20 protein-coding genes are annotated in these 23,125 nt (G+C 63.4%); 7 read left to right on the forward strand and 13 right to left on the reverse strand.

The genetic code is table 11. The features are described 5' to 3' along the window. Positions 1–3: 3 nt before the first annotated feature. The 3 genes from aroQ to WDB88_RS14195 are packed head-to-tail and all read left to right on the forward strand — an operon-like array spanning position 4 to position 2,615. Complete coding sequence (aroQ, locus tag WDB88_RS14185; RefSeq protein ID WP_339109771.1) at positions 4–441, forward strand: type II 3-dehydroquinate dehydratase; 438 nt, start codon at positions 4–6, stop codon at positions 439–441. Positions 442–444: 3 nt separating this feature from the next. After that, positions 445–1,551 carry an AMP-binding protein gene (locus WDB88_RS14190; protein WP_339109772.1) on the forward strand — a complete coding sequence of 369 codons (1,107 nt, stop codon included), beginning with the start codon at positions 445–447 and terminating at the stop codon, positions 1,549–1,551. Then, the gene (locus tag WDB88_RS14195; RefSeq protein ID WP_330647250.1) at positions 1,548–2,615 is read left to right on the forward strand and encodes a thiolase family protein; all 1,068 of its coding nucleotides are present in this window, start codon (positions 1,548–1,550) and stop codon (positions 2,613–2,615) included. Before WDB88_RS14190 ends, WDB88_RS14195 begins: the two co-directional genes overlap by 4 nt. A 7-nt stretch (positions 2,616–2,622) precedes the next feature. Here WDB88_RS14195 and WDB88_RS14200 read toward each other — a convergent pair whose 3' ends face one another. The 7 genes from WDB88_RS14200 to WDB88_RS14230 all read right to left on the reverse strand — a co-directional run bounded on the left by WDB88_RS14200 (position 2,623) and on the right by WDB88_RS14230 (position 8,495). Further along, positions 2,623–3,300, reverse strand: a complete 678-nt coding sequence (locus WDB88_RS14200; protein ID WP_330647249.1) for a nitroreductase — start codon at positions 3,298–3,300, stop codon at positions 2,623–2,625. A 27-nt stretch (positions 3,301–3,327) separates the two neighbouring features. Continuing rightward, entirely contained in the window at positions 3,328–3,876 is a 549-nt protein-coding gene (locus WDB88_RS14205; RefSeq protein WP_330647248.1) for a biotin transporter BioY, read from the reverse strand. A gap of 2 nt (positions 3,877–3,878) precedes the next feature. Next, positions 3,879–4,514: an energy-coupling factor transporter transmembrane protein EcfT gene (locus WDB88_RS14210; RefSeq protein WP_339109773.1), complete on the reverse strand. Its 636-nt coding sequence runs from the start codon at positions 4,512–4,514 to the stop codon at positions 3,879–3,881. Further along, on the reverse strand, positions 4,489–5,217 hold the full coding sequence (locus WDB88_RS14215; protein WP_339109774.1) for an ABC transporter ATP-binding protein: 729 nt from the start codon (positions 5,215–5,217) through the stop codon (positions 4,489–4,491). The genes WDB88_RS14210 and WDB88_RS14215 overlap by 26 nt, the downstream gene beginning before the upstream one ends. 207 nt (positions 5,218–5,424) lie before the next feature. Continuing rightward, the gene (locus WDB88_RS14220) at positions 5,425–6,723 is read right to left on the reverse strand and encodes a TrkH family potassium uptake protein (protein ID WP_339109801.1); all 1,299 of its coding nucleotides are present in this window, start codon (positions 6,721–6,723) and stop codon (positions 5,425–5,427) included. Positions 6,724–6,773: 50 nt separating this feature from the next. Further along, positions 6,774–7,436, reverse strand: a complete 663-nt coding sequence (locus tag WDB88_RS14225) for a TrkA family potassium uptake protein (RefSeq protein WP_330647245.1) — start codon at positions 7,434–7,436, stop codon at positions 6,774–6,776. Between the two features lie 105 nt (positions 7,437–7,541). Continuing rightward, positions 7,542–8,495: a GlxA family transcriptional regulator gene (locus WDB88_RS14230; RefSeq protein WP_339109775.1), complete on the reverse strand. Its 954-nt coding sequence runs from the start codon at positions 8,493–8,495 to the stop codon at positions 7,542–7,544. A gap of 130 nt (positions 8,496–8,625) precedes the next feature. On the opposite strand from WDB88_RS14230, the gene WDB88_RS14235 reads away from it, so the two are divergent. Beyond that, the gene (locus WDB88_RS14235) at positions 8,626–9,210 is read left to right on the forward strand and encodes a hypothetical protein (protein WP_339109776.1); all 585 of its coding nucleotides are present in this window, start codon (positions 8,626–8,628) and stop codon (positions 9,208–9,210) included. 50 nt (positions 9,211–9,260) lie between these two features. Here WDB88_RS14235 and WDB88_RS14240 read toward each other — a convergent pair whose 3' ends face one another. From WDB88_RS14240 to WDB88_RS14255, 4 genes are all read right to left on the reverse strand, one after another. Next, positions 9,261–12,419: a M10 family metallopeptidase gene (locus WDB88_RS14240; protein ID WP_339109777.1), complete on the reverse strand. Its 3,159-nt coding sequence runs from the start codon at positions 12,417–12,419 to the stop codon at positions 9,261–9,263. 284 nt (positions 12,420–12,703) lie between these two features. After that, on the reverse strand, positions 12,704–13,918 hold the full coding sequence (locus WDB88_RS14245) for an MFS transporter (RefSeq protein WP_339109778.1): 1,215 nt from the start codon (positions 13,916–13,918) through the stop codon (positions 12,704–12,706). Positions 13,919–13,987: 69 nt separating this feature from the next. Next, entirely contained in the window at positions 13,988–14,611 is a 624-nt protein-coding gene (locus tag WDB88_RS14250) for a TetR/AcrR family transcriptional regulator (RefSeq protein ID WP_339109779.1), read from the reverse strand. 123 nt (positions 14,612–14,734) lie between these two features. After that, positions 14,735–15,496 (reverse strand): IclR family transcriptional regulator, encoded by a 762-nt coding sequence (locus WDB88_RS14255; RefSeq protein ID WP_330647239.1) that lies wholly within the window; start codon positions 15,494–15,496, stop codon positions 14,735–14,737. A gap of 149 nt (positions 15,497–15,645) precedes the next feature. Here WDB88_RS14255 and WDB88_RS14260 point away from each other — a divergent pair, with 149 nt between their 5' ends. The 3 genes from WDB88_RS14260 (at position 15,646) to WDB88_RS14270 (ending at position 19,798) form a co-directional block, all read left to right on the forward strand. Beyond that, positions 15,646–17,091 carry an NAD-dependent succinate-semialdehyde dehydrogenase gene (locus WDB88_RS14260; protein WP_339109780.1) on the forward strand — a complete coding sequence of 482 codons (1,446 nt, stop codon included), beginning with the start codon at positions 15,646–15,648 and terminating at the stop codon, positions 17,089–17,091. A gap of 69 nt (positions 17,092–17,160) precedes the next feature. Beyond that, positions 17,161–18,327, forward strand: a complete 1,167-nt coding sequence (locus tag WDB88_RS14265; protein WP_330647237.1) for an iron-containing alcohol dehydrogenase — start codon at positions 17,161–17,163, stop codon at positions 18,325–18,327. Between the two features lie 103 nt (positions 18,328–18,430). Continuing rightward, positions 18,431–19,798 carry a hypothetical protein gene (locus tag WDB88_RS14270; protein ID WP_330647236.1) on the forward strand — a complete coding sequence of 456 codons (1,368 nt, stop codon included), beginning with the start codon at positions 18,431–18,433 and terminating at the stop codon, positions 19,796–19,798. A gap of 231 nt (positions 19,799–20,029) precedes the next feature. Here WDB88_RS14270 and WDB88_RS14275 read toward each other — a convergent pair whose 3' ends face one another. Then, positions 20,030–21,322: an HlyD family type I secretion periplasmic adaptor subunit gene (locus WDB88_RS14275; protein WP_330647235.1), complete on the reverse strand. Its 1,293-nt coding sequence runs from the start codon at positions 21,320–21,322 to the stop codon at positions 20,030–20,032. A 1-nt stretch (position 21,323) separates the two neighbouring features. Next, positions 21,324–23,057: a type I secretion system permease/ATPase gene (locus tag WDB88_RS14280; RefSeq protein ID WP_339109781.1), complete on the reverse strand. Its 1,734-nt coding sequence runs from the start codon at positions 23,055–23,057 to the stop codon at positions 21,324–21,326. Between the last annotated feature and the right edge of the window lie 68 nt (positions 23,058–23,125).

A 23,125-nucleotide genomic window follows, 5' to 3' on the forward strand; every position in this document is an offset into this window, starting at 1 on the left:
TCTATGGCCAAGCTCATCTATATCCTGAACGGACCCAATCTGAACCTGCTGGGAAAGCGGCAGCCGGAGATTTATGGCACCGATACGCTGGCCGATATCGAGATCCGCTGCCGGCAGTTGGCGCAGGCGCAGGGGGCGGAGATTGCGCTGTTCCAGTCCAACCATGAGGGCGAGATCGTCGAGACCATCCACGAGGCGCGCGAGAAGGCGGCGGCGGTCATTATCAACCCTGCGGCCTATAGCCATACCTCGGTTGCGATTCTGGATGCGCTGAACGCCTATGAGGGCAAGGTGATCGAGGTGCATATCTCGAACATCCACAAGCGCGAGAGCTTCCGCCATCATTCCTATGTGTCGGCGCGGGCCGACGGGGTGATCTGCGGTTGCGGCACCGAGGGCTATGAACTGGCGCTGCGCCATGTGCTGAGCCTTCTGGGCTGACGCATGGGCAAGGGGCTGAGGTGGCGCGGGCCGGTTCTGGCCGATGACCGTGGCACGATCCGTCACCTGCAGGAGACCGTTACTGCGGGCGGCGGCGTGCGGGTCGGTGAGGGCGCGGTTTGTGCGATTGCCCCGGGATGGATCGAATGTGCCACCTCCGGCAGCAGCGGTGCCCCGAAACGGATCCGCCGGACCGTTGCAAGCTGGACCACGAGTTTCGCGCTGAACGCTAAGCTTTTCGGCCTCGACGCGCGGTCGGTCGTGGCGCTTCCCGGAACCATGGCGCAATCCCTGACCCTTTATGCAGCGCTTGAGGCGCAGTGGAACGGGGCCGCGCTTGTGGATCTGTCTGTCCATCGCGGGGATCGGCAGCTGGCGCAGATGGCGCGGTGGGGCACCACGCATGTCTATGCCACGCCAGCGCAGGTGGAGGTGATGCTGAAAGGGCAGGGGGGCTGTCCTTCGCTGCGTTATTGGATCATCGGGGGCGGGCGGTTGTCGGCGGATCTGCGGGCGCGGCTTGCGCTGCGTGTGCCTCAGGCGCGGATCATGCAGTTTTACGGTGCCTCCGAGACAAGTTTTATCACGCTTGACCGCGGCGATGCGCCGGAAGGATCGGTCGGTCGGGCCTATCCTCAGGTCGAGATCGCGGTGGGTGCGGCGGGCGAATTGCGGGTGAAAAGCCCCTATCTGTTCACGGAATATGCGCTTGGCAGCAGCCCTGACACCTGCTGGCATGCCGACGGGTTTCTGAGCATTGGCGAGATCGGGCATGTGGATGCGCAGGGCTTTGTCTATATTCGCGGGCGCAAGGGGCGGATCGTGCAGGTGCTGGACCATCTGGTCAGCCCCGAACCTGCCGAGGCGCGGCTGGCAGACTGGTTGGGCTGTGACGTGGCCGTTGTGGCGCAGCCCGATCCGCTGCGCGGGGCACGGCTTTGGGCGATGGTCGGGGAGGGGCCTGCCCCCGAGGCCGTCGAGGCGGCGCTGGTCCGGTTGCGGCAGGAATTGGGGGCGGTGGCCTCTGCGCATGGCTGGCAGCGGGTTGCGCCCTTTCCTCTGCTGCCGACAGGCAAGCCCGACATACGGGCTTTGGAGGCGCGGCTATGAGAGCGGTGCGCGTGGTGGCGGCGCGGCGCTCGGCGGTGGTGCCGCGTGGCGGTGCCTTTGCCGGATTGGACCCGCATCAGCTTGCCGCGCCGGTGATTGCCGCCTGTCTGGCCGATGCCGGTCTTGCGGCGGGGGCGGTTGACGAGCTGATCTGTTCCAACGCCATCGGGCCGGGCGGCAATCTGGCGCGGGTCGTGGCCTTGGCGGCGGGGCTGCCGCAAGAGGTGGCGGGGCTGACGGTTGACCGGCAATGTGCGGGCGGGCTGGATGCGCTTTTGCTGGGGCAGGCGCTGATTGCCGCGGGGCAGGCCGATGTGGTGATTGCGGGCGGCGTCGAGAGCTACTCCCGCCGCCCTTTGCGTGCTTTTGACGGGCCGGAGGGGCCTGAATTCTATACGCAGGCCCCGTTTACGCCCTGGCCAGAGCGCGACCCCGATATGGCCGGAGCGGCGGACCGGCTGGGCCAGATCTGCGATATTCCCCGTGGGGAAGCCGATGCATGGTCCGTAATAAGTCATGAAAAAGCAATGGCTTCGCAATTTCCTGAAATCGTGGAAATAGCCGGTATCGCAACCGACCCCTATCCCCGGCAGATGGCCGCAGGGGTGATGCGGCGGGCTCCGGTTCTGGCCGGAGCGGTCACGGTTGCCAATACGGCGGTGGCGGCGGATGCGGCGGCGTTTTTCGTGCTGATGGCCGAACCGCTGGCGCGGGGCAGGGGGCTTGTGGTCGGGCGCGGGCGCAGCTTGGGCGGGCAGCCCGACCTGCCGGGGTTGGCGCCTGTTGCCGCGATCCGCGCGATTGACGGTGCGGGCGCGGATCGGGCCGAGATCATGGAGGCCTATGCCGTTCAGGCGCTGGCCTGCGTGCGGCAGGCGGGGCTTGATCCGGCGCGGGTCAATCTGAAGGGCGGAGCCTTGGCGCGGGGCCATCCGATCGGGGCCTCAGGGGCGATTCTGGTGGTGCGCCTGTTTCACGACCTGTTGCCGGGGGAAACCGGACTGGCGGCGATTGCCGCCGCCGGCGGGATCGGCACTGCACTGCTTTTGCACCGCGATCCCTGAGACAGGTCTAGTCGAAGCCGCGCAGCGTGGCATAGCTGTCCAGCGGCTCGCGTTCGGTGCGGAAGCCGTTGATCACCGCATGTTCGTCGGGATAGCCGATGGCGATGCCACAGAGCACCATTTCATCCGGCGGCAAAGCCAGCGTTTCATGCACGACATCGGCGTAATTGGCCATCGCGCCGATGCCCACGGTGCCCAGCCCGCGATCCTGCGCGGCCAGCATCAGCGCCATGATGGACATGCCAAGATCCATGAACCCGCCTTCGCCCATGTGCCGGTCGATCGAAACGATGATGCCCAAGGGCGCGTCGAAGAAGCGGTAATTGGCCTTGAACTGCCGCCGCCGCCCGTCGATATCGCGGCGCTCGATGCCGAGTGCCTGGTACAGCGCATAGCCCGCAGCCCTTTGGCGGGCCTTCAGATGTGGCGGGATAGGGCGCGGAAACCATTCATATTCCGCGACCTGTGGCCGGTTGTCGTCGATGGCGGTGGTCAGGTTGGTGACCAGCCCCGCCAGCGCGCGGCCTGTCAGGGCGTGAAAGCTGCCCGGTTGCAGATTGGCCCCCGAGGGCGCACGTCTTGCGGCCCAGAGCAGGTGCTCGGTTGTCTCGCGCGAGACCGGATCGGGCAGGAAGGCGCGGGTGGATTGGCGCGCCTTCAGCAGGTTTTCCACGCTTGTCGGCATGCGGTGGGGTCGTCCTTGTTTGTGGCGTTATTTCGCGCGCGAGAGAACGCTTTGTGGGCGGGCTTTGGCGAGCCCCTGAGTGATGAAGCCCGCCAGCACTGCCTTCACAATATCGCCCGGAATGAAGGCAGTGGTGAGCCATGTGGCTTGCAAAATGGTTTTGTCCAGAACAATCGACATACCGATGATGCCCGCTGCATAAAGCACGACGACCCCGCCCAGTACCGAGCCCAGAATGCCCGAGACCGTCAGCGACAGGCCGCGCGTTTTTTCAACGAAGAGGCCGGTGACGAAGGAGGCGATGGGCCAGCCGATCAGGAAGCCCGCCGTCGGGCTGGTGAAAACGCCCAGACCGCCGCGTCCGCCCGACAGAAGCGGCAGACCAAGCGCGACAAGCATGATGAACAGCAGCGAGGACAGCGCCCCCCGTTTGGCCCCCAGCACGGTGCCGGCCAGCATCACGCCCAATGTCTGCGCGGTGATCGGCACGCCAAAGCCCAGCGTGAGGTTGGGCAACAGGCCCAGAGCGGCGGTCAGGGCGGCAAAAAGCGCCACCAGCGTGATAGAGCGTTCCATAGTCAGTTGTCCTCCCTGACAGGTGGGGATTTGGCGGGCGGAATGACCCCGCCCCGCGCGCGCAGGGCTTCGGCTACATGTTCCGCATCGTCTAATGCCAGAATCCCCAAGGGAAGCACAAGATGCCAGTTGGTCCGTCTTGGCGAGCGGGCGCGCCAGCTTTGCGCCAGAAGCTGGCCTTTCTGCGCCAGAATCGGGGTGAAGCGGATGGTCAGCGCCATCGCCAGTTCCAGCGCACGGGAGTTCAGCCCCAGCCGTGCGACGGGGCGCAGCAGCGTATTGAGCGCGTCGATCATATCTGCCAGCCGCGTGGTCATGGTGACCAGATTGGCCAGCGCCACGGCGGCGCTGAAACGGGCCACGATCCGCAGCCCTTCTGCCCAATCGGCGGTCAGCCCGTGCCAGAGCGCCAGCACCAGCACCAGCGGCCAGAGCGGGCGCAGGGCGCGCAGCCCCGCCCGCGCAAAGCGCCCCCCGCCTGCCAGATACAGCCCCGCAGCCCCCGCCAGCGCCAACAGCGGCGGCCAGAGGCCCGGCGTCATGAACAGCAGGGCCGTGGCCAGACACAGGGCGACCAGCTTGGGGCCTGCGGGCCAGTGATGGGCGCGGGTCTCAACCGGCGAGGTCAGAGAGATCATCGCCCAGCCCCGCTTGGTTCATATAGGCCAGATAGTCGGGAAGCACGGTCTTGGCATGGCCCGAACGGTGGATGCGGCCCTCATGCACCCAAAGCACATGGTCATAGCCCGCAAGGCAGTCCGGATCATGGGTGATATGCACCAAGGCCTGCGGCAAGGTCTCGAACAGGCGCATCAACTGGCCGCGGATTGCCAGATCAAGGCCGGAGAAAGGTTCGTCCAGCACGATGAGCTGCGGCTGCATCAGCAGGATCGCCATCAGGCAGACCAGTTGCTTCTGGCCCTGTGACAGGGTCGAGATCGGGGCCTCCTGCCAATGCGCCTTGCCGAACCGCTGCAGCATCGCCCGAACAAGCTCTGCGGTTTCGGTCTTGCCATGCCCCTGTTGGCGCAGGCCGAAAGACAGCTCTTCCTGCACGGTCGGGAAGATGATCTGGTGATCGGGATTCTGGAACAGGATGCCGATGCGGTTGAGCGCGGCATGGCGGTCCCTGGCGGGATCGATGCCGTCAAGGCGCAGGCTGCCCGCATCGGGGGCGATCAACCCCGAGATCACCCGCGCCAGCGTCGATTTGCCAGAGCCGTTGCGGCCCACGATACCGAGCCTGCGCACCTGTAGATCAAGGGTGATGTCCGACAGAACGGTTTTGCCCGCAAGGTCGAGCCGGAGATCGGTCAGGGTAAGGCGGGGGCACTGCGCCATGAGTATCAAGTCACCGGATCTTGTCAAAAGATGCCCTGTCCTGCCGCAAAGCCGCAGCTTTTGCAAGAAGCGGCACGCTGCGGGCCGCGGTCAAGGGGGGCAAAAGGGGGGGGCAAAAGGGGGGCAGATCCCGCGCCCCGCTGCCGCATGGCGCGAAAGGCCGCCCCGCCGGTGTGACCGGCAGGACGGTTTCGGGGCATGGAGGCGTTACCCCAGATGGATCTCGCCTTTGGGGTAACGCAGCCTTGGCACGGAACGGGTGGCCAGAAAGAAGCCGAGGGTCAGCGGGCCGACCCGCCCGAGGAACATCACCAGAATGATCACCGCCCGACCGAAGCCGTTCAGCTCGGGGGTATAGCCGCGCGACAGGCCGACCGTGCCGAAGGCGCTGGAGACCTCGAAGGCGATATCGAGGAAGGTGCCGTCATGGGTGATCAGGATCAGGAAGGTCGCCACAAAGACCAGCACGGTGCTGATGGCGGTCAGCGCCATGACCTTGAGCACGGCCTCGAAGCCGATCGAGCGGCCAAAGGCGTTGAGCTGGGTCTGGCGGCGGAAGAAGGCGATGGTGGCAAGGATCATCACCACGAAGGTCGTCACCTTGATGCCGCCCGCCGTCGAGGCCGGTCCGCCACCGATCAGCATCAGCGAGATGAACATCAGCACCGTGCTGTCATGCATGGCCCCGATATCGGTGGTGTTGAACCCTGCGGTGCGGGTGGTGACGCCCTGAAACCAGCTGATCATCAGCTTGCCCCAGACCGAATAGGGGCCAAGCGTTCCGGGATTGCTCCATTCGAGCACGGCGAACATGATGACCGACCACGGGATCAGCACACCCGTGCCCAGCAGCATGATCTTGGTCGACAGGCTATAGCGTTTCCAGCCCTTGCCCGAGGCGACCTCGCGCAGGACCGAATAGCCGATCCCGCCCAGAATGAAGAGCGCGGGGATCACCAGATTGATGACCGGATCGGTGGCATAGCCCACCAGCCCGTCGGAAAAGGTGGAAAAACCGGCATTGTTGAAGGCCGAGACCGAATGGAAGACCGCCTGCCACAGGCCGTTCCAGAAACCGAGCCTTGGCACGAAACTCAGGCACAGGAGGGCTGCGCCAATGGCTTCGCAGATCAGCACCGCTTTCAGGATGACCCCGACAAGCTGCATCAGCCGGTGCATCGAATTCTGGTTGAGATCCTCACGCAGGTAGATCTGGCCGGTCAGCCCGATGGGCAGGCCAAGCGCCCCCAGCACCAGAACGGCAAAGGTCATCAGCCCCAACCCGCCAAGCTGGATCAGGAAGGTCAGCACGACCTGCCCGAAAAAGGTCAGTTTGGTGCCGATATCAAAGACCACCAGCCCCGTCACCGTGACCGCCGAGGTGGCGGTGAAGATGGCATCGGACCAGTTGATTTTGGCGGTATGGGAGACCGGCATCATCAGGGCGGCCGCCCCCAGAAGGATCGCTGAGGCATAAAGCACCGACAATAGCAGCGGCGGCGGCATATGGATCAGCTTGCGCTGGCATTTGCGCCAGACAAGTTGGGTGGTTTTTTTCACAGCGCATCCCCGAAAGCGCGCAGCTCGGGGCGGCGCCCCAGCACCAGCAGCTTGTCCTGCGCGGCCAGTTCCAGTTCGGGGGTGGTGCAGGGCAGGAATTCGGTGCCGCGCATCAGCCCCAGCATCCGCACGTCATGGCGGCTGCCGATTTCCAGCGAGGCAAGTGTCCGGCCCTTCAGCCGCTCCGGCACCGCCATTGTCACGACGCTGAACCCGTTGCCCAGATTGACGTAATCCTGCACGACGGGGTTGTTCAGCCGCTGGGCGACATGTTTGCCCATCTCCTGTTCGGGCAGGATGATCCTGTCCGCCCCCAGCTTGGAGAGGATGCGGTGATGGGTTTTGTTGATGGCTTTGACCCAAAGCTGGTCCACGCCAAGCACGCGCACATTCATGGTGGCGAGGATGCTGGATTCGATGTCATGGCCGATGGCCACCAGCGCCACATCATAGCGGTCCACCCCTGCCTCGCGCAGGGCCTGTTCGTCTGTCGCGTCCAGAATGATGGTCGAGGTCAGGGCTTCGGCCAGCTTGGCCACGCGGGATTCGTCTTGGTCGATTCCCATCACGGTATTGCCGAAGCGCGCCAGTTCGCTTGCCACAGCCGAGCCGAAGGCCCCGAGGCCGATAACTGCGAAAGTGCGGTTTTGTTTGGGCATAGGCTATCCATTGGCCGTTTCGAGATGCTGGGAGGTTTGGCGCAGAATAAGGGAAAGTCAATTCACGCTCGGTTTTGCGAGAGGCGGACGCGGGAACGCGGGAGGTCAGCGTTTCTGGACATGGCTGCGGTCGGCCTGCGGCGGGGTGCCGAAACGGGCCCCGTAGCGCGTGGTGAAATGGGCCTGCGAGGCAAAGCCCGTCATCTGCGCGATCTCGCTCAGCGGCAGGGCGCTGCGCTGGACAAGGGCACGGGCCACATCAAGGCGCATGTGGCGATAGACCTCCATCACCGGCGCCCCGAGCGTGGCATTGAACTGGCGTTGCAGCTGGCGCTCAGACAGGCCAGCCAGATCGGCCAGTTGCGCCGGCGAGAGCGGGTCGGCGATATGGGCTTCCATCAGTTCCAGCGCCGCCTCGACCATCGGGGGCAAGGCCCCGTAACGCGCGGCAATCGAGCTTTTCTGCGGTGTTTCGGAGGGGCGGACCTGCGCCTGAATGAACCAGTCCGAGATCTCGTGGGCAAAACGTGCGCCATGATCGCGGGCAATCAGCATGTGGATCATGTCCAGCGGTGCCGAACCGCCCGCGCAGGTATACCGGTCGCGGTCGATGACGAAAAGTTTGCGCTCCAGCAGGAGGGTCGGGTCGATATGCGCGATGTCGTCATAATGGTGCCAGTGCACCGTAAAGCGCCGCCCCTCCAGCAGCCCCGCCCGCGCCAGCAGCACCGCGCCGCCCGAGATGCCGCCAAGCTCGACCCCCGCACGGTCGGCGCGCCGCAGCCATGTGTCAAGCGCGGGCAAGCGCAGCCGCATCGGGTCGCCCCCCGCCACGACGAAGACCAGATCGAAGGCCATGCCCGCCTCCGCCAGCGGGATGGCATCAAAGCGCGCCCCCAAGGACGAGGTGGCAAGCGTCCCTTCGGGCGTGAGGATGCGGACATCGTAAAGATCGCGCCCCGCAAAGCTGTTGGCGGCGCGCAGCGGATCAAGCGCCGCCGCCGTTGACAGCATGGCATACCCGTCAATCAGCACGAATCCGATACGTCTGATGGTCATCTTTGTCCCTAAGTGAAAACAGAATGTCCGTGGCGCGAAAATATCACGGGTTTGAACGCGCTACTATCCCCCTCGTTCCAGTGGCAAGGCAGGCCCCGAGGGAGCTTGTGAATGTAAGGAGATTGCCCAGATGACCGATGCGCGCACCGCAGATACTATCGCAGCCCAGACTGTCCGAGAAACCCGCGTAGGGACGATGGTTTTGTCGGAACGTTCCGATATGGCGCTGATTTCGCTGGGTGTGAAACGGGGCGCGCAGGTGCCCGTGCCGATGGGGGTTTCCCTGCCGGGGCCGGGGGCATGGCATGGGGGCCGTGGTCTGGGGGCGTTCTGGACTGGTCCGGGCCAATGGATGCTGGAAGCCGAGCATATGTCCGAGGTCGATATGACCCGCAATCTGCGTCACGGCATGCCGGGCCTGTCGATCAGTGCGCAGGGCGCCCATCGGGTGATGCTGGAACTGGTGGCCTGCGATGCCCAGACGGTCGAGGCGCTGATGGCACGGCTGACGGATCTGGAGATCGACAGTTTCGCACCGGGTTCGGCACGCTCGGCGCATCTGGCCGGTAGCGAGGTGTTTGTGATCCGTCGCGCCCCGAACCGTCTGGCGCTCTTGGTGGCACGTAATGACAGTAGCCGTGTCTGGCAGGTGATGAACCGTGCGATGGTCGAGCGGGCTGCAGGCCTGCGCGGTGCGCTCGAGCCGGTTCTCTAGGGGCAGGCACAGAGGAAAGGCCCCGAAAACGGGGCCTTTTTCACAGGCTGTTACAGCAGCAGATCATCGGTCAGGATTGACAGGTCGGGGATATTGGCCGCGACACTGGTCGTTGTGTCATCATTGAGGTCGGTCAGGTCATACCGTCCCTCGCCAATCGTCAGCCACGAGACGGTTTCGTAGACATGGCCGAGCTCGCCATCGCGCGACTGTTCTTCTTGCAGATACAGTGCGGTGCCTTTGGCGGTGTCGAGGCTGCGCAGCACGATTGTGTCACCGCCCAGATAGGATTGCACATCCGCGAAGAGCACCTGATCCTCGTTCGCGTCAATCAGGCTGGCCAGATGATTGACCGAGCTGGTATCGCCCGTCACCAGAGACCCCGAGGCGTCTTCCACCGCGGCCCATTGCACGACACGGCTTGTGCTGCTGGAGACACCGGAATCGGCCTCTTGCGCGGCAAGGCGCAGCGTGGCGCTGTCGCTGTCGACATCGCTGATCCGATGGGTCACCGTCTGGCCGCCTTCGCCCGAGACCGAGGCCAGAATGGTCGGTGTGCCGTCAAAGCCGTCATAGCCGAGGGTGACCTGTTGGCTGCCGGTCACCTCTTGCGTGCCCAGAGTGATCTTCGTCCCGTCCGAGAGCATATGCGCCCCTTCCGTGCCCGCCATCCACGAGATGGTTTCGCCGGTATGGTTGCCATCGAGATAGCTCCATTCGGACAGGCGCAGGTCGAACCCTTCATCGGTGATATTGCGCAGCTCCGTCGTGACCGCATGGCCGCCATTGGTGGTGATCGGACCCAGCACCACGACCGCATCGGGAATAGCCTCGCTGAAGCTGACATGGGCCCAGCCATCGGCACCTGCCGTGCGACCCAGACTGAGCGTGCCAACCTCCAATGCGCCCTCGGTGGTGTTGGACAGGACCGGATCGCTTTTGACTTCTGTCTCGCCCGTTGCCTGTAGCGTATAGCTGCCGGTGGCCAAGGCGCTATAGGCCACATTTTCCGCAACATGGCCCGTTTCGGCATCGCGCGACTGTTCTTCCGCAACTCTCAGATAGGTCGAGCCGTTGCTGGTGGTCTGACGCAGGGTCGCGGTGTCACCGCCTGCCATAGACTGCATATCGGCAAACAGCGCGGTTGCGCCGGTCGCGCCGATGGATTGCCACCCGCCGGCCAGCCCGACCGAACCGGAGGTCATCAGCGTGCTGCCGTTCTCGATCACCACATAATCGAAGCTGCGGGCCTCGGTGGCCTCGGTGCCGCGCTCGGCTTCTTCTGCCTGCATCCGCACCTGAAGCTGATCGGCGGAGACATCCACCAGACGGTGGGTCAGAATCTGGTCGCCCGTGCCGACAAGCGAGCCATAGGCCGTGACAGAGCTGCCCGCCTCATAGCCGTCCAGCGCGATGGTTGTGTTTCCGGCGCCCGAAATATCGGCCGAGCCGAAGGTGATCTTCGTGCCGTCGCTCAGGAAATAGTCCCCCGCTGTTCCGGCCATCCACGAAACCGATTCAAGCGTATGGGCGCCGTCGAGATAGGCCCATTCGCTCAGGCGGATGTCGAAGCCCGTGCTGGTGACGTTCTGGATTTCGGGGACAAGCGTATGCCCGCCGTTCGAGGTGACGGGGCCAACCACAACCACTGCATCGGTAATTTCGGCGCTAAAGCTGATATGCACCCAGCCATCCGTATTGGCATGGCGCATAAGATCGGTCACGCCCACTTCCATCCGTGCCGTGCTGGCCGTGCTTGTGGTGGGCTCGCTGGTGGTGGGGGTGGTCGTGCTGGGCGTCGTCGTGCTGGGGGGGATGATTGTCACCGGTTGCAGGGCGGTTCCGTCAAGAATGCTGCTGGCCGCAATCCAGCCGCTGCCGATCACGGGGTCGAGATCGGAGACATTGCAGCTTCCATCCGCGAAAGACAGCGTTTCGATATTGGTCAGGATATCGGTATCGGTGCCGTTCCTGATCTGGAGCTGTGTGCCGCTGAAGAAGACCAGCGCATCATCGGAGGCGAATTCGTAATAGGCGGTATCCTGGCCTGCGCCGCCATCCAGTGTATCGCTGCCAGCATTGCCGATCAGCGTGTCATTGCCCGCATCCCCTGCCAGCAGGTCATTGCCATCCCCGCCCTGCAACAGATCGCTGCCCTGCCCACCGCTGAGCTGGTCGGCGCCGGTGCCGCCCGAAAGCTGGTCATTACCATCGCCGCCGGAAAGCTGGTCCGCCCCCGCGCCGCCGAAGATCTGGTCTGCTCCGGCCCCGCCTGACAGCACGTTATTGGCGCTGTTGCCGGTAATCGTGTCATCCCCGCTGCCGGTTGAGACATTCTCGATGACGGTGCCGACCGCGATGGCGAGGTTCATCGTGCGCCCCCCGATATCGGAGAAGCTGCCCGGGGTCAGGTCGATGCGCTGGTCCGCGCTGCGGCTGTGCAGGTCGATGAAATCGGTGCCGCCTGCATCGACAATGGTTTGCGCGCGGGCATCCAGCAGGGTCTCGCCGCTATCGCCATAGGTGGTATTGCCGCTATGGACCTTGCTGGAGGTGCCATAGAGTTGCTGGATGGCAAAGACATCCGCAATCTGCGGCGTGACCACATAGGAAAAGCTTGCCCCCGTATCAGCGCTGAGCGTCTGATAGAAATAGGACATGATCGAATATTGCCATGTATCATTGGCAAAGGCGGCATCCGAGGCAAAGGTGGCCGAGCCGTTATAATTGCCGGTATGGCCAAGACCCAGCGCATGGCCGATCTCGTGGATATAGGTCTGCAGCATATAGGCGCTGGAGGCGAAGCCCTCGTCGATATTGACCTTCGCGGATTTGGTGATTCCGGAGGAATAGACCGACGAGGTCCATGCCCCCGAGGCACTGTCGCTAAAGGTGATCTGCGCCGATCCGGTGGTTTCGACAAAGCTGATCCCCGACGCATCGGTCCATGCCGAAAGCGCATCGCGGGCATAGGCCTGACTGGTGGCGCTCAGCGCGGAAAGATTGACCGTCAAAGAGCCCGAGGCCGTAATGTTGAACTTGTGGCTGCTGCTGCCCTTGTCCTCCCAGTAGCCGTCCTGAAGATAGGTGGCGATTTGCTCCACGCTCCAGACCGGTTTGCTGCTTGAGGTGCCCGAGGCAGAGGTCGTGGCGGTTGCCAGATCCGTCAGAGGCGCGAAATGGAGTGGATTGCCGCAAAGTGAGCACATGGAACAGATCCCTGAGGAATGACCGAGGTGAGAGCAGCTTTGCTGCAATCTGTACGCACGTTTTGCGCGCTTCCGCGGGGAAGGGTCGATCTTTGCCGCTTCCCGATAGCCTCTGGATCCCATTTACGGGTGGTCGCGGCGTGCCCGAATTCGGGCGAAAATCGGGCAGTTGGATTCAGCTTTAATAGAACATGAAATGTTTTTGCGCCCCGTTCGCAGGCGGGGCGCATTCTGGTTGGGGGAGCGGAAGGCCGTTCGCTCCGGAGATCGCGGGGCAGGGCGGATCAGCCGTGCCGTTTCTCGGTCAGGGCGTAAAGGAAGGCCAGCGCGGGGGCGAAAAGCCCCAGACCCGCCGCCAGAGACCAGCCTCCGGCCACATAGGCCCAGACCCCTACTGCCGAGCCCAGAGCCCCGCCAAGGAAGAAGCTGGCCATGTAGATTCCGTTCAATCTGGCACGGATGCCCGCATCCAGCAGGAAGATCTCGCGCTGCCCCAGCACCAGATTGGTGGTCACGGCGAAATCCAGTATCAGGGCGGCGGTGACCAGCCCTGCGAGGGCGACGATCCGGTTGTGCGGGACCGCGAGGCACAGCACGAATGCCGCCATGCCTGCCAGCAGCGCAAGCCGTGTGGCCGGATATCCCCAGCCGCGATCGGCGATCCGGCCTGCGACGGGCGAGGCGACCACGCTGGCGGCACCGACTAGGGCAAAGATCGCGATCCCGCCTTGGGTCAGGCCGATGGCGGGGCTGGCCAGCAGCAGCGGGGTGACCGTCCAGAACAGGCTGAATGCGCCGAACATGGCCGCATGATAAAGGGCGCGGCGGCGCAGGACAGGGGTCGTTATGGCGATATGCCCGATCGAGCGCATCAAAGCGCCATAGCCCATCCGGCTTGCGGGGTGGCGCTCGGGCAGGCGGCGGGCCAGCACGATGCCAAGGATCACAAGCGCGAGCGCGGCCAGCACAAAGACGGTTTGCCATGCGAAAGAACCGGCAATAAAGCTGGAGACGGGGCGGGCCAGCATGATGCCCGCCATCAGGCCGGACATGACATTGCCTACCACTTTGCCGCGATGGGCGTCATCGGCAAGATGCGCGGCATAGGGCACCAGAACCTGCACGGCCACCGCCCCGAGCCCCGTGCAGAAACTCGCGGCAAAAAACAGCCATTGGCCGGGCGCGAGGGCCGTTCCCGCAAGGGCCAGAACGCTCAGCCCGATCAGGGTCAGGACCAGACGCCGGTTCTCGAAGATATCGCCCAGCGGCACCAGAAGGATGAGGCCCAGACCATAGCCGAGCTGTGTCAGCGTCACCACAAGCCCTGCAAGCCGGTCGGGGATCTGCACGGTCTGGGCGATCAGGCCGACCAGTGGCTGCGCATAATAGATATTCGCGGCAAGGACACCGCAGGAGAGTGCCAGAAGAAACGAGATCCCTGCGCCGGGTGCCTTGTTGGGGGCAGGGGCTGGAGCGGTGGCACGTCGGGGATGGGGCATCGGGTTTTACACTTTATAAAACGATCATTCCCTAATTTGGCGCAGGGCAATGACGAGGGGCGGAAGGGATTAGGCGAAGAGTTGCAGCAGGGTATCGATAGGGTTGGCGGGGTCGCCTTCGGCATAGCCGATCTTGCCCGCAAGGCGCATGCCTTGCAGTGTATACAGCAGAAGACGCGCGGTTATGCGCGGGTCCGTGGTGAGCGTCAGGCTCCCATCGGCCCGCCCCGCATCGAAAATCTTCAGCAGGGTCGCTTCAAGGCGCTCATAGGCTTTCAGGACGGGCAGAGCCATCCGCTCGTCAAATGTGGTGATCTCGGTCAGGGCCGAAATCACCATACATCCGGTGCGCCCTTCACGGCCCTGGCTTGCATCGACATAGACCGAGATGAAGGCACGAAGCTGGTCGCGCCCTGTCTGGCCCTGTGCCATACGCGCAGTCAGCGCCGCGTTTCGGGCGGTCAGATAATGGTCTAGCGCCGCAAGGAAAATGCCGAGTTTGTCTTTGAACGCCTTGTAGAGGCTGCCTGATGTCAGGCCTGTGGCCTGACACAGATCGCCGATCGATGTCGCGTTATAGCCCTTTTCCCGAAACACCAGCACGGCCTGATCAAGCACCTGCGGAAGATCGAACTCGCGCGGGCGGCCGGGGCCACGTTTGGAATGCGGGGTCTGGGCGGTGGAATCGGTCATGACTCCTCAATAGGAAATGACCTGTTCCAAATCAACCGGATATGTACAGGGTGCCGCAAGGAGAAGCGGGGCCGGTCCGCAGGAGGGCGGTCCCTAAGCGCCTCGCGCGCGGACGGGCCGGCTTTAGCCGGTGTAATGCTGCGCCAGAGACTTGGCGATATCGCGGATGGCGGCGCCGAGTTCGGTCTGTTTGACCTGACTGGCTTCGGCGCTGGTCATCGAGATGGCGATACCCGCGACGGGGCTGCCCGCGGGGCCGAGGATTGGGGCGCCAAGGCAGACCATGCCCTCGCGGATTTCTCCGTTATCGATGGCATAGCCGTTCTGCCGCCAGATCTGCGCGTCGGCCTCGAAGGCGGCGATGTCGCGCACGCTATTGGGCGTGAAGGGGGCGGGCCAGGGCAGATGCAGGATGGCTGTCCGCTCGGCCTCGGGCAGATGGGAAAGCATCGCCTTGCCTGTGGCGGAATAGACCGCCGGAAGGCGCATTCCGATCTGGAAGGTAAAGCCCAGAGGGCGGTCCGAATTGCGGCAGGCCAGATAGACGACCTGCCCCTGTTCGAGGGTCGACAGGGTGACGGTATAATTGGCCAGCCGGTCATCGCGCGACAGAACCCGCTGGAATTCCGAGATCAGCGAGGAGCGTGTCAGATAGGCGCTGCTCCAGCGCAGGCAATGGGCGCTGAGGCTATAACCGTCTGGCTCCGAATGCAGCACACCGGCTGCGACAAGTGTCTCGCAGATTCCGTAGACCGAACTTTTGGGCAGGCCCATTTCGCGGGCCAGTTCCGAGACCCCCAGCGGCGAGGGATGCGCGGAAAGCTTGTCCAGTATCAGGATTGTCCGCTCTGCGGCGGGGGCGCGTCGTTTGGAGGGTTCTGCCATCTGCCATTTCCTTTGAGCCGCAGTCTTACGCGAAGATGTGAGCGATTGACATAGGTGTATACATCGGCATACGTTCCATATAGCAAACGTCGTTTCATATATGGAACGATACTGCAAGACCTACGCAACTCCAAACGATGAGGCCCGCAATGTCCCAACTCAAAGACCCGTCGCTGTTGAAAGATGCCTGCTTGGTCAATGGCCAGTGGGTGCATGCCGCCTCCGGCGCAACGATCGATGTTCTCAATCCCGCTGATGGATCCGTTGTCGGGACGGTGCCCGCGCTCGCCCCCGAGGAGATCCCTGCCGTGATCGAGGCCTCGCGCAAGGCGCAGGCCGAATGGGCGCGCTGGACCGCCAAGGAGCGGGCCGCCGTCTTGCGTAAATGGTTCACGCTGATGGTCGAGCATACCGACGATCTGGGGCTGATCATGACGCTCGAACAGGGCAAGCCCCTGAAAGAGGCCAAAGGCGAGATCGGCTATGCGGCCTCGTTTGTGGAATGGTTCGCCGAGGAAGCCAAACGCGTTTATGGCGACACGATCCCCGCTCCGGCGCGCAACCAGCGCCTGACCGTGCTGCGCCAGCCGATTGGTGTCACGGCGGCGATCACGCCTTGGAATTTCCCGGCCGCGATGATCACCCGCAAAGCCGCGCCCGCTCTGGCGGCGGGCTGTTCGATGATTGTGCGTCCGGCCGATCTGACACCGCTGACCGCGCTGGCCCTGGGCGTTCTGGCCGAACGTGCGGGGATTCCGGCAGGCGTGTTCCAGATTGTGACGGGACCGGCGTCGAAAATCGGTAAGGTGCTGACCGATAGCGATATCGTGCGCAAGCTCTCCTTCACCGGTTCGACCGAGGTGGGGCGTCTGCTGATGGCGCAATGTGCCGACACGATCAAGAAAGTCTCGCTGGAACTGGGCGGCAATGCGCCGTTTATCGTGTTCGACGACGCCGATCTGGATGCGGCGGTGGAAGGGGCGATGGCCTCGAAATACCGCAATGCCGGTCAGACCTGTGTCTGCGCCAACCGCATTCTGGTGCAGCGCGGGGTCTATGAGGCCTTCGCGCAGAAACTCTCGCAGAAAGTCTCGGCGCTCAAGGTCGGGAATGGCACCGAAGAGGGCACTGATATCGGTCCGATGATCGAGGCTAAGGCGCTGGATAAGGTCGAAAGCCATATCGAGGATGCGGTGTCCAAGGGCGCGACCCTGCTGCAGGGCGGCACACGTCTGGGCGGGCTGTTCTTCGAACCGGCGATCCTGACCGGCGTCACCCCCGAGATGAAGGTCGCCAAGGAAGAGACCTTCGGGCCGCTGGCGCCGCTCTTTGCCTTCGACACCGAGGAAGAGGCCGTGGCGATGGCCAATGACACGATCTTCGGGCTGGCCGCCTATTTCTACACAAAGGATCATGCGCGGATGGTGCGTGTGTCCGAGGGGCTGGAATATGGCATGGTTGGCCACAATACCGGCCTGATCTCGAACGAGGTCGCGCCTTTCGGCGGTGTCAAACAGTCCGGTCTGGGGCGCGAGGGCTCCAAGTACGGCATCGAGGAATATCTCGAGCTGAAATACATCTGTAGCGCGCTCTGACCCTTTTGGTAAGTCCCGCGGCCTTCCGGGCGCGGGACAGTTGTGTTTTTCTCTTCAAGGACAAGATCAATGACTGATGGTATCAAACCGTTCTCCTTCGACACACCCGGCTCCACCTTGGTGGAATGGGGTGGCGCGAAGCGGATGGGCGAACTTCTGGGGGCGTGGTTCCCGGAACGTAACCTGTTGATCGTGACCGACAAGTTCCTGCATGAAAATGGCTTGCTCGATCCGGCGATTGCGTCTCTCAAGGCGCATGGCTTCAGCGTCACCGTATTTGATGATGTGGTTGCCGATCCGCCGGAGGCCGTGCTGATGGCCTGTGTCGAACGTGCGAAATCGGCAGGCTCCGATATTGTCATGGGGCTGGGGGGCGGCTCGTCGATGGATATCGCCAAGCTGGTGGCGGTGATGCTGGTCTCCGAACAGCCGCTGTCCGAGCTGTATGGGATCGGCAAGGTCGAGGGCAAGCGCACGCCCTTGGTGCAGGTGCCGACCACGGCGGGCACCGGATCGGAAGTGACCAATATCACCATTCTGACCACCGGCGAGACCACCAAGATGGGCATCGTCTCGCAACAGCTTTATGCCGACCGCGTGCTGCTGGATGCCGAACTGACCACCGGCCTGCCGCCGGTGCAGACGGCCGCCACCGGTATCGATGCGATGGTGCATGCCATCGAAGCCTTTACCGGCCAGCACAAGAAGAACCTGATGTCGGATGTCTTCGCCAAGGAAGCGCTGCGTCTGATGAGCGCGAACCTGATCACGGCCTGTCAGGATGGCACCAACCGCGCGGCGCGTGAAGCGATGCTGCTCGGGGCCAATCTGGCCGGTCAGGCGTTCTCGAACAGCCCCGTGGGCGCGGTCCATGCGCTGGCCTATCCGCTGGGCGGGCATTACCACCTGCCGCACGGGTTGACCAACGCGCTGATGCTGGGCCCGGTCCTGCGCTATAACATGGCCGGTGCCGCCGCGCTTTATGCCGAGCTGGCGGATGTGGTGATCGGGCCGTCCGACGAAGGCACGCAAGCCAAATCGGCCAATTTCGTGAACTTCATGCAGGATCTGATGGACCGCTCCGGCGCGCCGCTGAAGCTGCGCGATGTCAAGGTACCCGAGGCCGATCTGCCGATGCTGGCACGTGATGCGATGCTGCAGACCCGACTGTTGGTCAACAACCCTGTCGAAGTGACGGAACAAGACGCGCTCGCGCTGTATCGCGAAGCGTTCTGACCCTCTTGTCAGGCGCCTCGACGCATCGCAGGTGGGGCGCCTGACACAAAACATTCTCGCCCGGGAGGGAAGGGCGAACTGCGTAGATTACGAGGAGACTTCTGTGAGACAACAACGCATCGACGGGCAGGAAACGCCCTATTGGCCGGCGGGGCCGTTCAAAATCCGCCTGCCATTCCTTCACTATCGGTTTGAATGGCCGGACTATTTCCAGGGCCTTCTGATGTGTGCCGTGGATCTTGCGGCGATCCCGCTGATGGTTGAGCTTCTCAATATGCCGTTCGAGGTCGCGCTGGCGGTCGTGATGATGAACGGCATTCTGTATCTGACCCACCACCTGCTGGGTGACCCCGTCGTGCCGGGCTGGATCACCCCCGCGATCCCGCTGCTGATGGCCTATTGCGCGGCCTTCCCCGAAGGCCCCGAGCGGGTGCATGCGCTGATCGCCTTCCAGTTGATGCTCGGGGTGTTCTCGATCTTTATCGGGGCCTCGGGGCTGGCGCATCGGGTCGTGCAACTGATCCCTCAAGCCATCAAATCCGGTATCATCATCGGTGCGGGGATCGCGGCGGTGATCTCGGTCTTCAAGGTAGGGGGGCGCTTTGACAGCTTTCCCTTCACCATCTCCATCGCGGTCGGTATCGCCTTCTATGTGATTTTCTCGCGCCATTTCGCCAAGCTGAAAAATGTCAGCCCCTTCTGGGGGATGGTCGGCAAATTCGGGATCTTCCCGATTGTGGCACTGGCTATCGTGATCGCGCCGGTCTTCGGCGAGGCCCCCTGGCCCAAGATCGAATGGGGGATCTCCAAGCCCGATTTCGTGACGCTGTGGAAAGAATATACCGTGTTCGGGCTTGGCTTTCCGCCACTGCATATGTTCGTGTCCGCCGTTCCGACGGTGCTGGCGGCCTATATCGTGCTGTTTGGTGATGTGCTGCAAAGCAAGGCCATTCTGGACGAGGCCGATCACGAGCGTCCCGATGAGGTCGTGCATTACAATCCTGACCGCGCGCATATGATTTTCGGGGCGCGGAACTCGATCATGTCGATCATCGGTCCCGATGTCGCGATGTGTGGTCCGCTTTGGGCGGCGATGCATGTGGTGATTGTCGAGCGGTTCTCGCAAGGCAAAAAGGCGATGGATTCGATCTTTGGCGGGGCGGGGTCGTTCCGTTGGGGGACGAATACCGGCCTTCTGCTGATGCCGATCGTGACCCTCGTGCAGCCCATCCTCGGCATTGCGCTGGCGCTGACCCTGCTTATTCAGGGCTATGTCTCCGTGCGGATCGGGGTGATGGAAGCCCGCTCGCAGCGCGATCTTGGTATCGCGGGCATCGTCGCCGCTGTTCTTGCGACGCGGGGTGCGGCCTGGGCCTTCGCGGTTGGGGTTGTGCTGTGCATTCTTGTCTATGGTCGGGATTTCTTCCGCGGCGAAACCGACAAGACCTTCGTCAAGGACCAGCAAAGCTGAGCCATATGGCGATGATCCGGAACGGGGGCCCGCAGGCCCCCGTTTTCATTGGCGATAGAGGCCTGTCCTTTCAGGACGGCCTGCTATCAGGCTGCAGCGCGGCCGAAGAGCGACCGGAGACGGTCAGATCATATGCCGGATGCCCATCGGTATCGGATTGTGACCGCAGACCGGTCCTCCTTTGTCCGTGTGCGACCGGCGTGCGGCGCAAAGGGGGGCTCTCCCGCAGGGTCAGTCTTCGCGCAGGGCATAGGCCATATAATCGGAGAGCGGTTTGACCAGAACCGAGGCGGGGCTGCGTGCGCCTGTCCGGATGAAAGCTTCAAGCGGCATACCGGGTTGGAGCGGCAGATCGCCAAGCGCCTCATTCGCCTCCGGCGTCAGTTCAAGCTCTGCCGTGTAATAGGTGCTTTGCGTGTTCGGGTCGGTGATTGTGTCGGGCGAGACGGTCCGCAAGGTGGCGGAAAAGCTCGGTGTCGTGCGGCTGTTGAAATTCGGGAACCGCACCATCGCCGATTGTCCGGCATGGATCCGGTCAATCTGCAGCGGGTCGATGCGGACCATGAAGATCAGCGGCACGTCTTGCGGCACGATGGACACGACTTCCTGTCCGGCCGCGATCACCCCGCCAATCGTGTGGATTTTCAGCCCGAGCACGCGTCCCGACATGGGAGCCCGCAGGACCAGCCGTCCCAGACGGGTCTCTGTGACGCCAAGCTGTTCGCGGATTTGCAGCTCGTTGGGCTGCTCGCTGCGCAGCGCGTCTTGCGATTCCTCCCTGCGGGAGGCTTGGGTGCGCAGTCCCTCGATCTCATATCCGGCAATCGAGCTGCGAGCCTCGGCGATCGAGGCTTCGAGCTGGCCGATATTTCCTTGCAGTTCCGCTTCCTGCCGATACAGCGCCGAGACACGGCTTGCCTGTGTCAGCCCCCGATCCAGCAGGCTCGCCTGATCGGTCAGTTCCTGCCGGATCAGTTGCAGTTGGCGGTTGCCGGCCTGAACCTGACGCTGATAGCCCCCGATCAGGGATTGCGTCTGTTTCTTGCGCTCTGTCAGCTGTTCCAGCGTGCGGGCCTGCGTATCACGGCGGGAGTCGAACAAGGCGGTTTCCGAGGCCAGAAGCCGTTGAGTCTGGGCATTTTCCGTCGCATCCGCCAGAAGTTCCTCATCGAATGTGATGGTTTGTGCATCGCTGACCTCGGCCTGAAGCCGGTCGATCCGCGCCAGTGTTTCGGTCAGATTGGCATGCAGAAGGGCGCGTTGCGCCAGCAGTTCGGAATCGTCGAGCCGGATCAGCGGTGCCCCCGCTTTTACGGTCTGGCCGTCGCGCACGAAGATTTCGGCGACCATCCCGCCGTCCGGATGCTGGAGCGTCTGGCGACGGGCTTCCACCTCGACACGGCCTTGGGTCACCACTGCGCCGTCGATTTCGGTGGCGACGGCCCACGCCACGAAGCCGCCGCAGCCCAAAGCCAGCACCGCAAGCCCTGCCATCATCGGTCCACGAACAGAATAGCGTGTCATGTCAATTCTCTCCAACTGCTTTGGGGCGCACGAAGTTGCTGGCATTTTTCACGTGGCTGCGCAGGACCTCGTCACGCGGGCCGAAGGCGCGGATCTGTCCTTTGTCAAGCAGCAGCACCTTGTTGCAATGTGCCAGTGCCGAAGGACGATGGGACATCACAAGGGTGATCTGCCCCTGTTTGCGGGCGATCGAAATCGACTGGTTCAGCGCCTTCGTGCCCGCATCATCCAGACTGGAATTGGGCTCGTCGAGCACAAGCAGGATCGGGTTGCCGAAGATCGCGCGGGCCAGCCCGATCCGCTGTCGCTGACCGCCGGAAAGTTCGGGCGCCCCGTCGCTGAGCGGGGTGTCATAGCCTTGCGGCAGCGACAGGATCAGCTCATGGGCAGCGGCCGTCTGGGCCGCGTAGACGATGTCCTTCGGGTCGGCATTGGGGGTGAAGCGGGCGATGTTCTCGGCCACGGTTCCGGCAAAAAGCGTGACCTCCTGCGGCAGATAGCCCAGCAGCCGCCCAAGGGCCTCGCGGTCGAAATGCGCCAGCGCCGCGCCGCCAAGGCGGATTTCGCCATGCAGGGTGGGCCAGAGCCCGACCAGCGCACGGGCCAGCGTGGATTTTCCCGATGCAGAGACGCCGATGACAGCAATCGCGTCCCCTGCAACCGCTTCGAAACTGAGCTGGTGGAGGGTGGGCGTGCGGCTGCCGGGCGGGGCCACCAGAATATCGCTGACCGTCAGCTCCGGCTTGGGGCGGGGCAGCGACATCGGGGCTTCTTTTTCGGGGGTCTCGTCCAGCAGGCGCGACAGGGATTTACGGGCATTCCACGCATTCTGGATCGCGGCCCATTGCCCGACGGTCTGTTCGACGGGGGCAAGGGCGCGCCCGAGCAGGACCGAGCCCGCAATCATCGCGCCCGCCGTGAGCATATTCTGCAAGACCAGCCATGCGCCCAAAGCCAGCATGGCCGACTGGATGAACATCCGGAATGCTTTCGTGGCCTGTGTGAAGCCACCGCTGCGATCGGCGGCCTTCATGCCATGCAGCAAGGCGCGATCACGGGCATTTTGCCAGCGGTCGAGCATCTGGCGGCTCATACCCAGTCCGCGCAGGGTTTCCAGCCCGCTGCGCATGACCGTGCTGCGCATCTCGGCTTCGGCGGCGGCGCGATTGGCCTCGGCATGGGCGGCGTGGGTATAGCGCTGGTTGAGCACCGCAAGCGTGAACACAATGACCGAAGAGGCGATGGCAAACCACCCCATCAGCGGATGGAAGAAAAACAGCAGGGCGACGAAGATCGGGGTGAAGGGCAGGTCGAATACCGCCCCGAGCGCCGGAGACCCGAAAAGCGCATTGATCCGGCTGAGCTCTGTCGCGCCGGTGGCGGGCTGGTTGCGATAGGTGGCCGAAGCCGTGCGTTCGAGCGTGGCGCGCATGATGCGGGCATCCAGCCGTTCAACAAGCTGCGCGCCGATCCGCGCCAGAATGCGGCCACGGAAATAGTCCAGAAGCCCCATGACGGTGAACAGGAACCCGACGATCAGGAACAGCACCAGCAATGTCGAGCTTGAGCGCGAGCCGATCACACGGTCATAGACCTGTAGCATGAAAAGCGGTCCGGTCAGCAGCAGCACGTTCACTGCAACGGAGAATAAGGCAATCGCCCAGAGCGCCCCACGGGCGGGACCAAAGATGTGGCGTAGCTCGCCAGACGGCTTGCTATTTCGTGGTGCGACCATGCGGAGCCCCCGTTTGTGTCGATTAGCCTTAATGCGCCAGTATTAGGCGCGTTTGGGTTAAGGATGTC

This window comes from Thioclava sp. GXIMD4216 (assembly GCF_037949285.1).
GTDB classification, from domain to species: domain Bacteria; phylum Pseudomonadota; class Alphaproteobacteria; order Rhodobacterales; family Rhodobacteraceae; genus Thioclava; species Thioclava litoralis.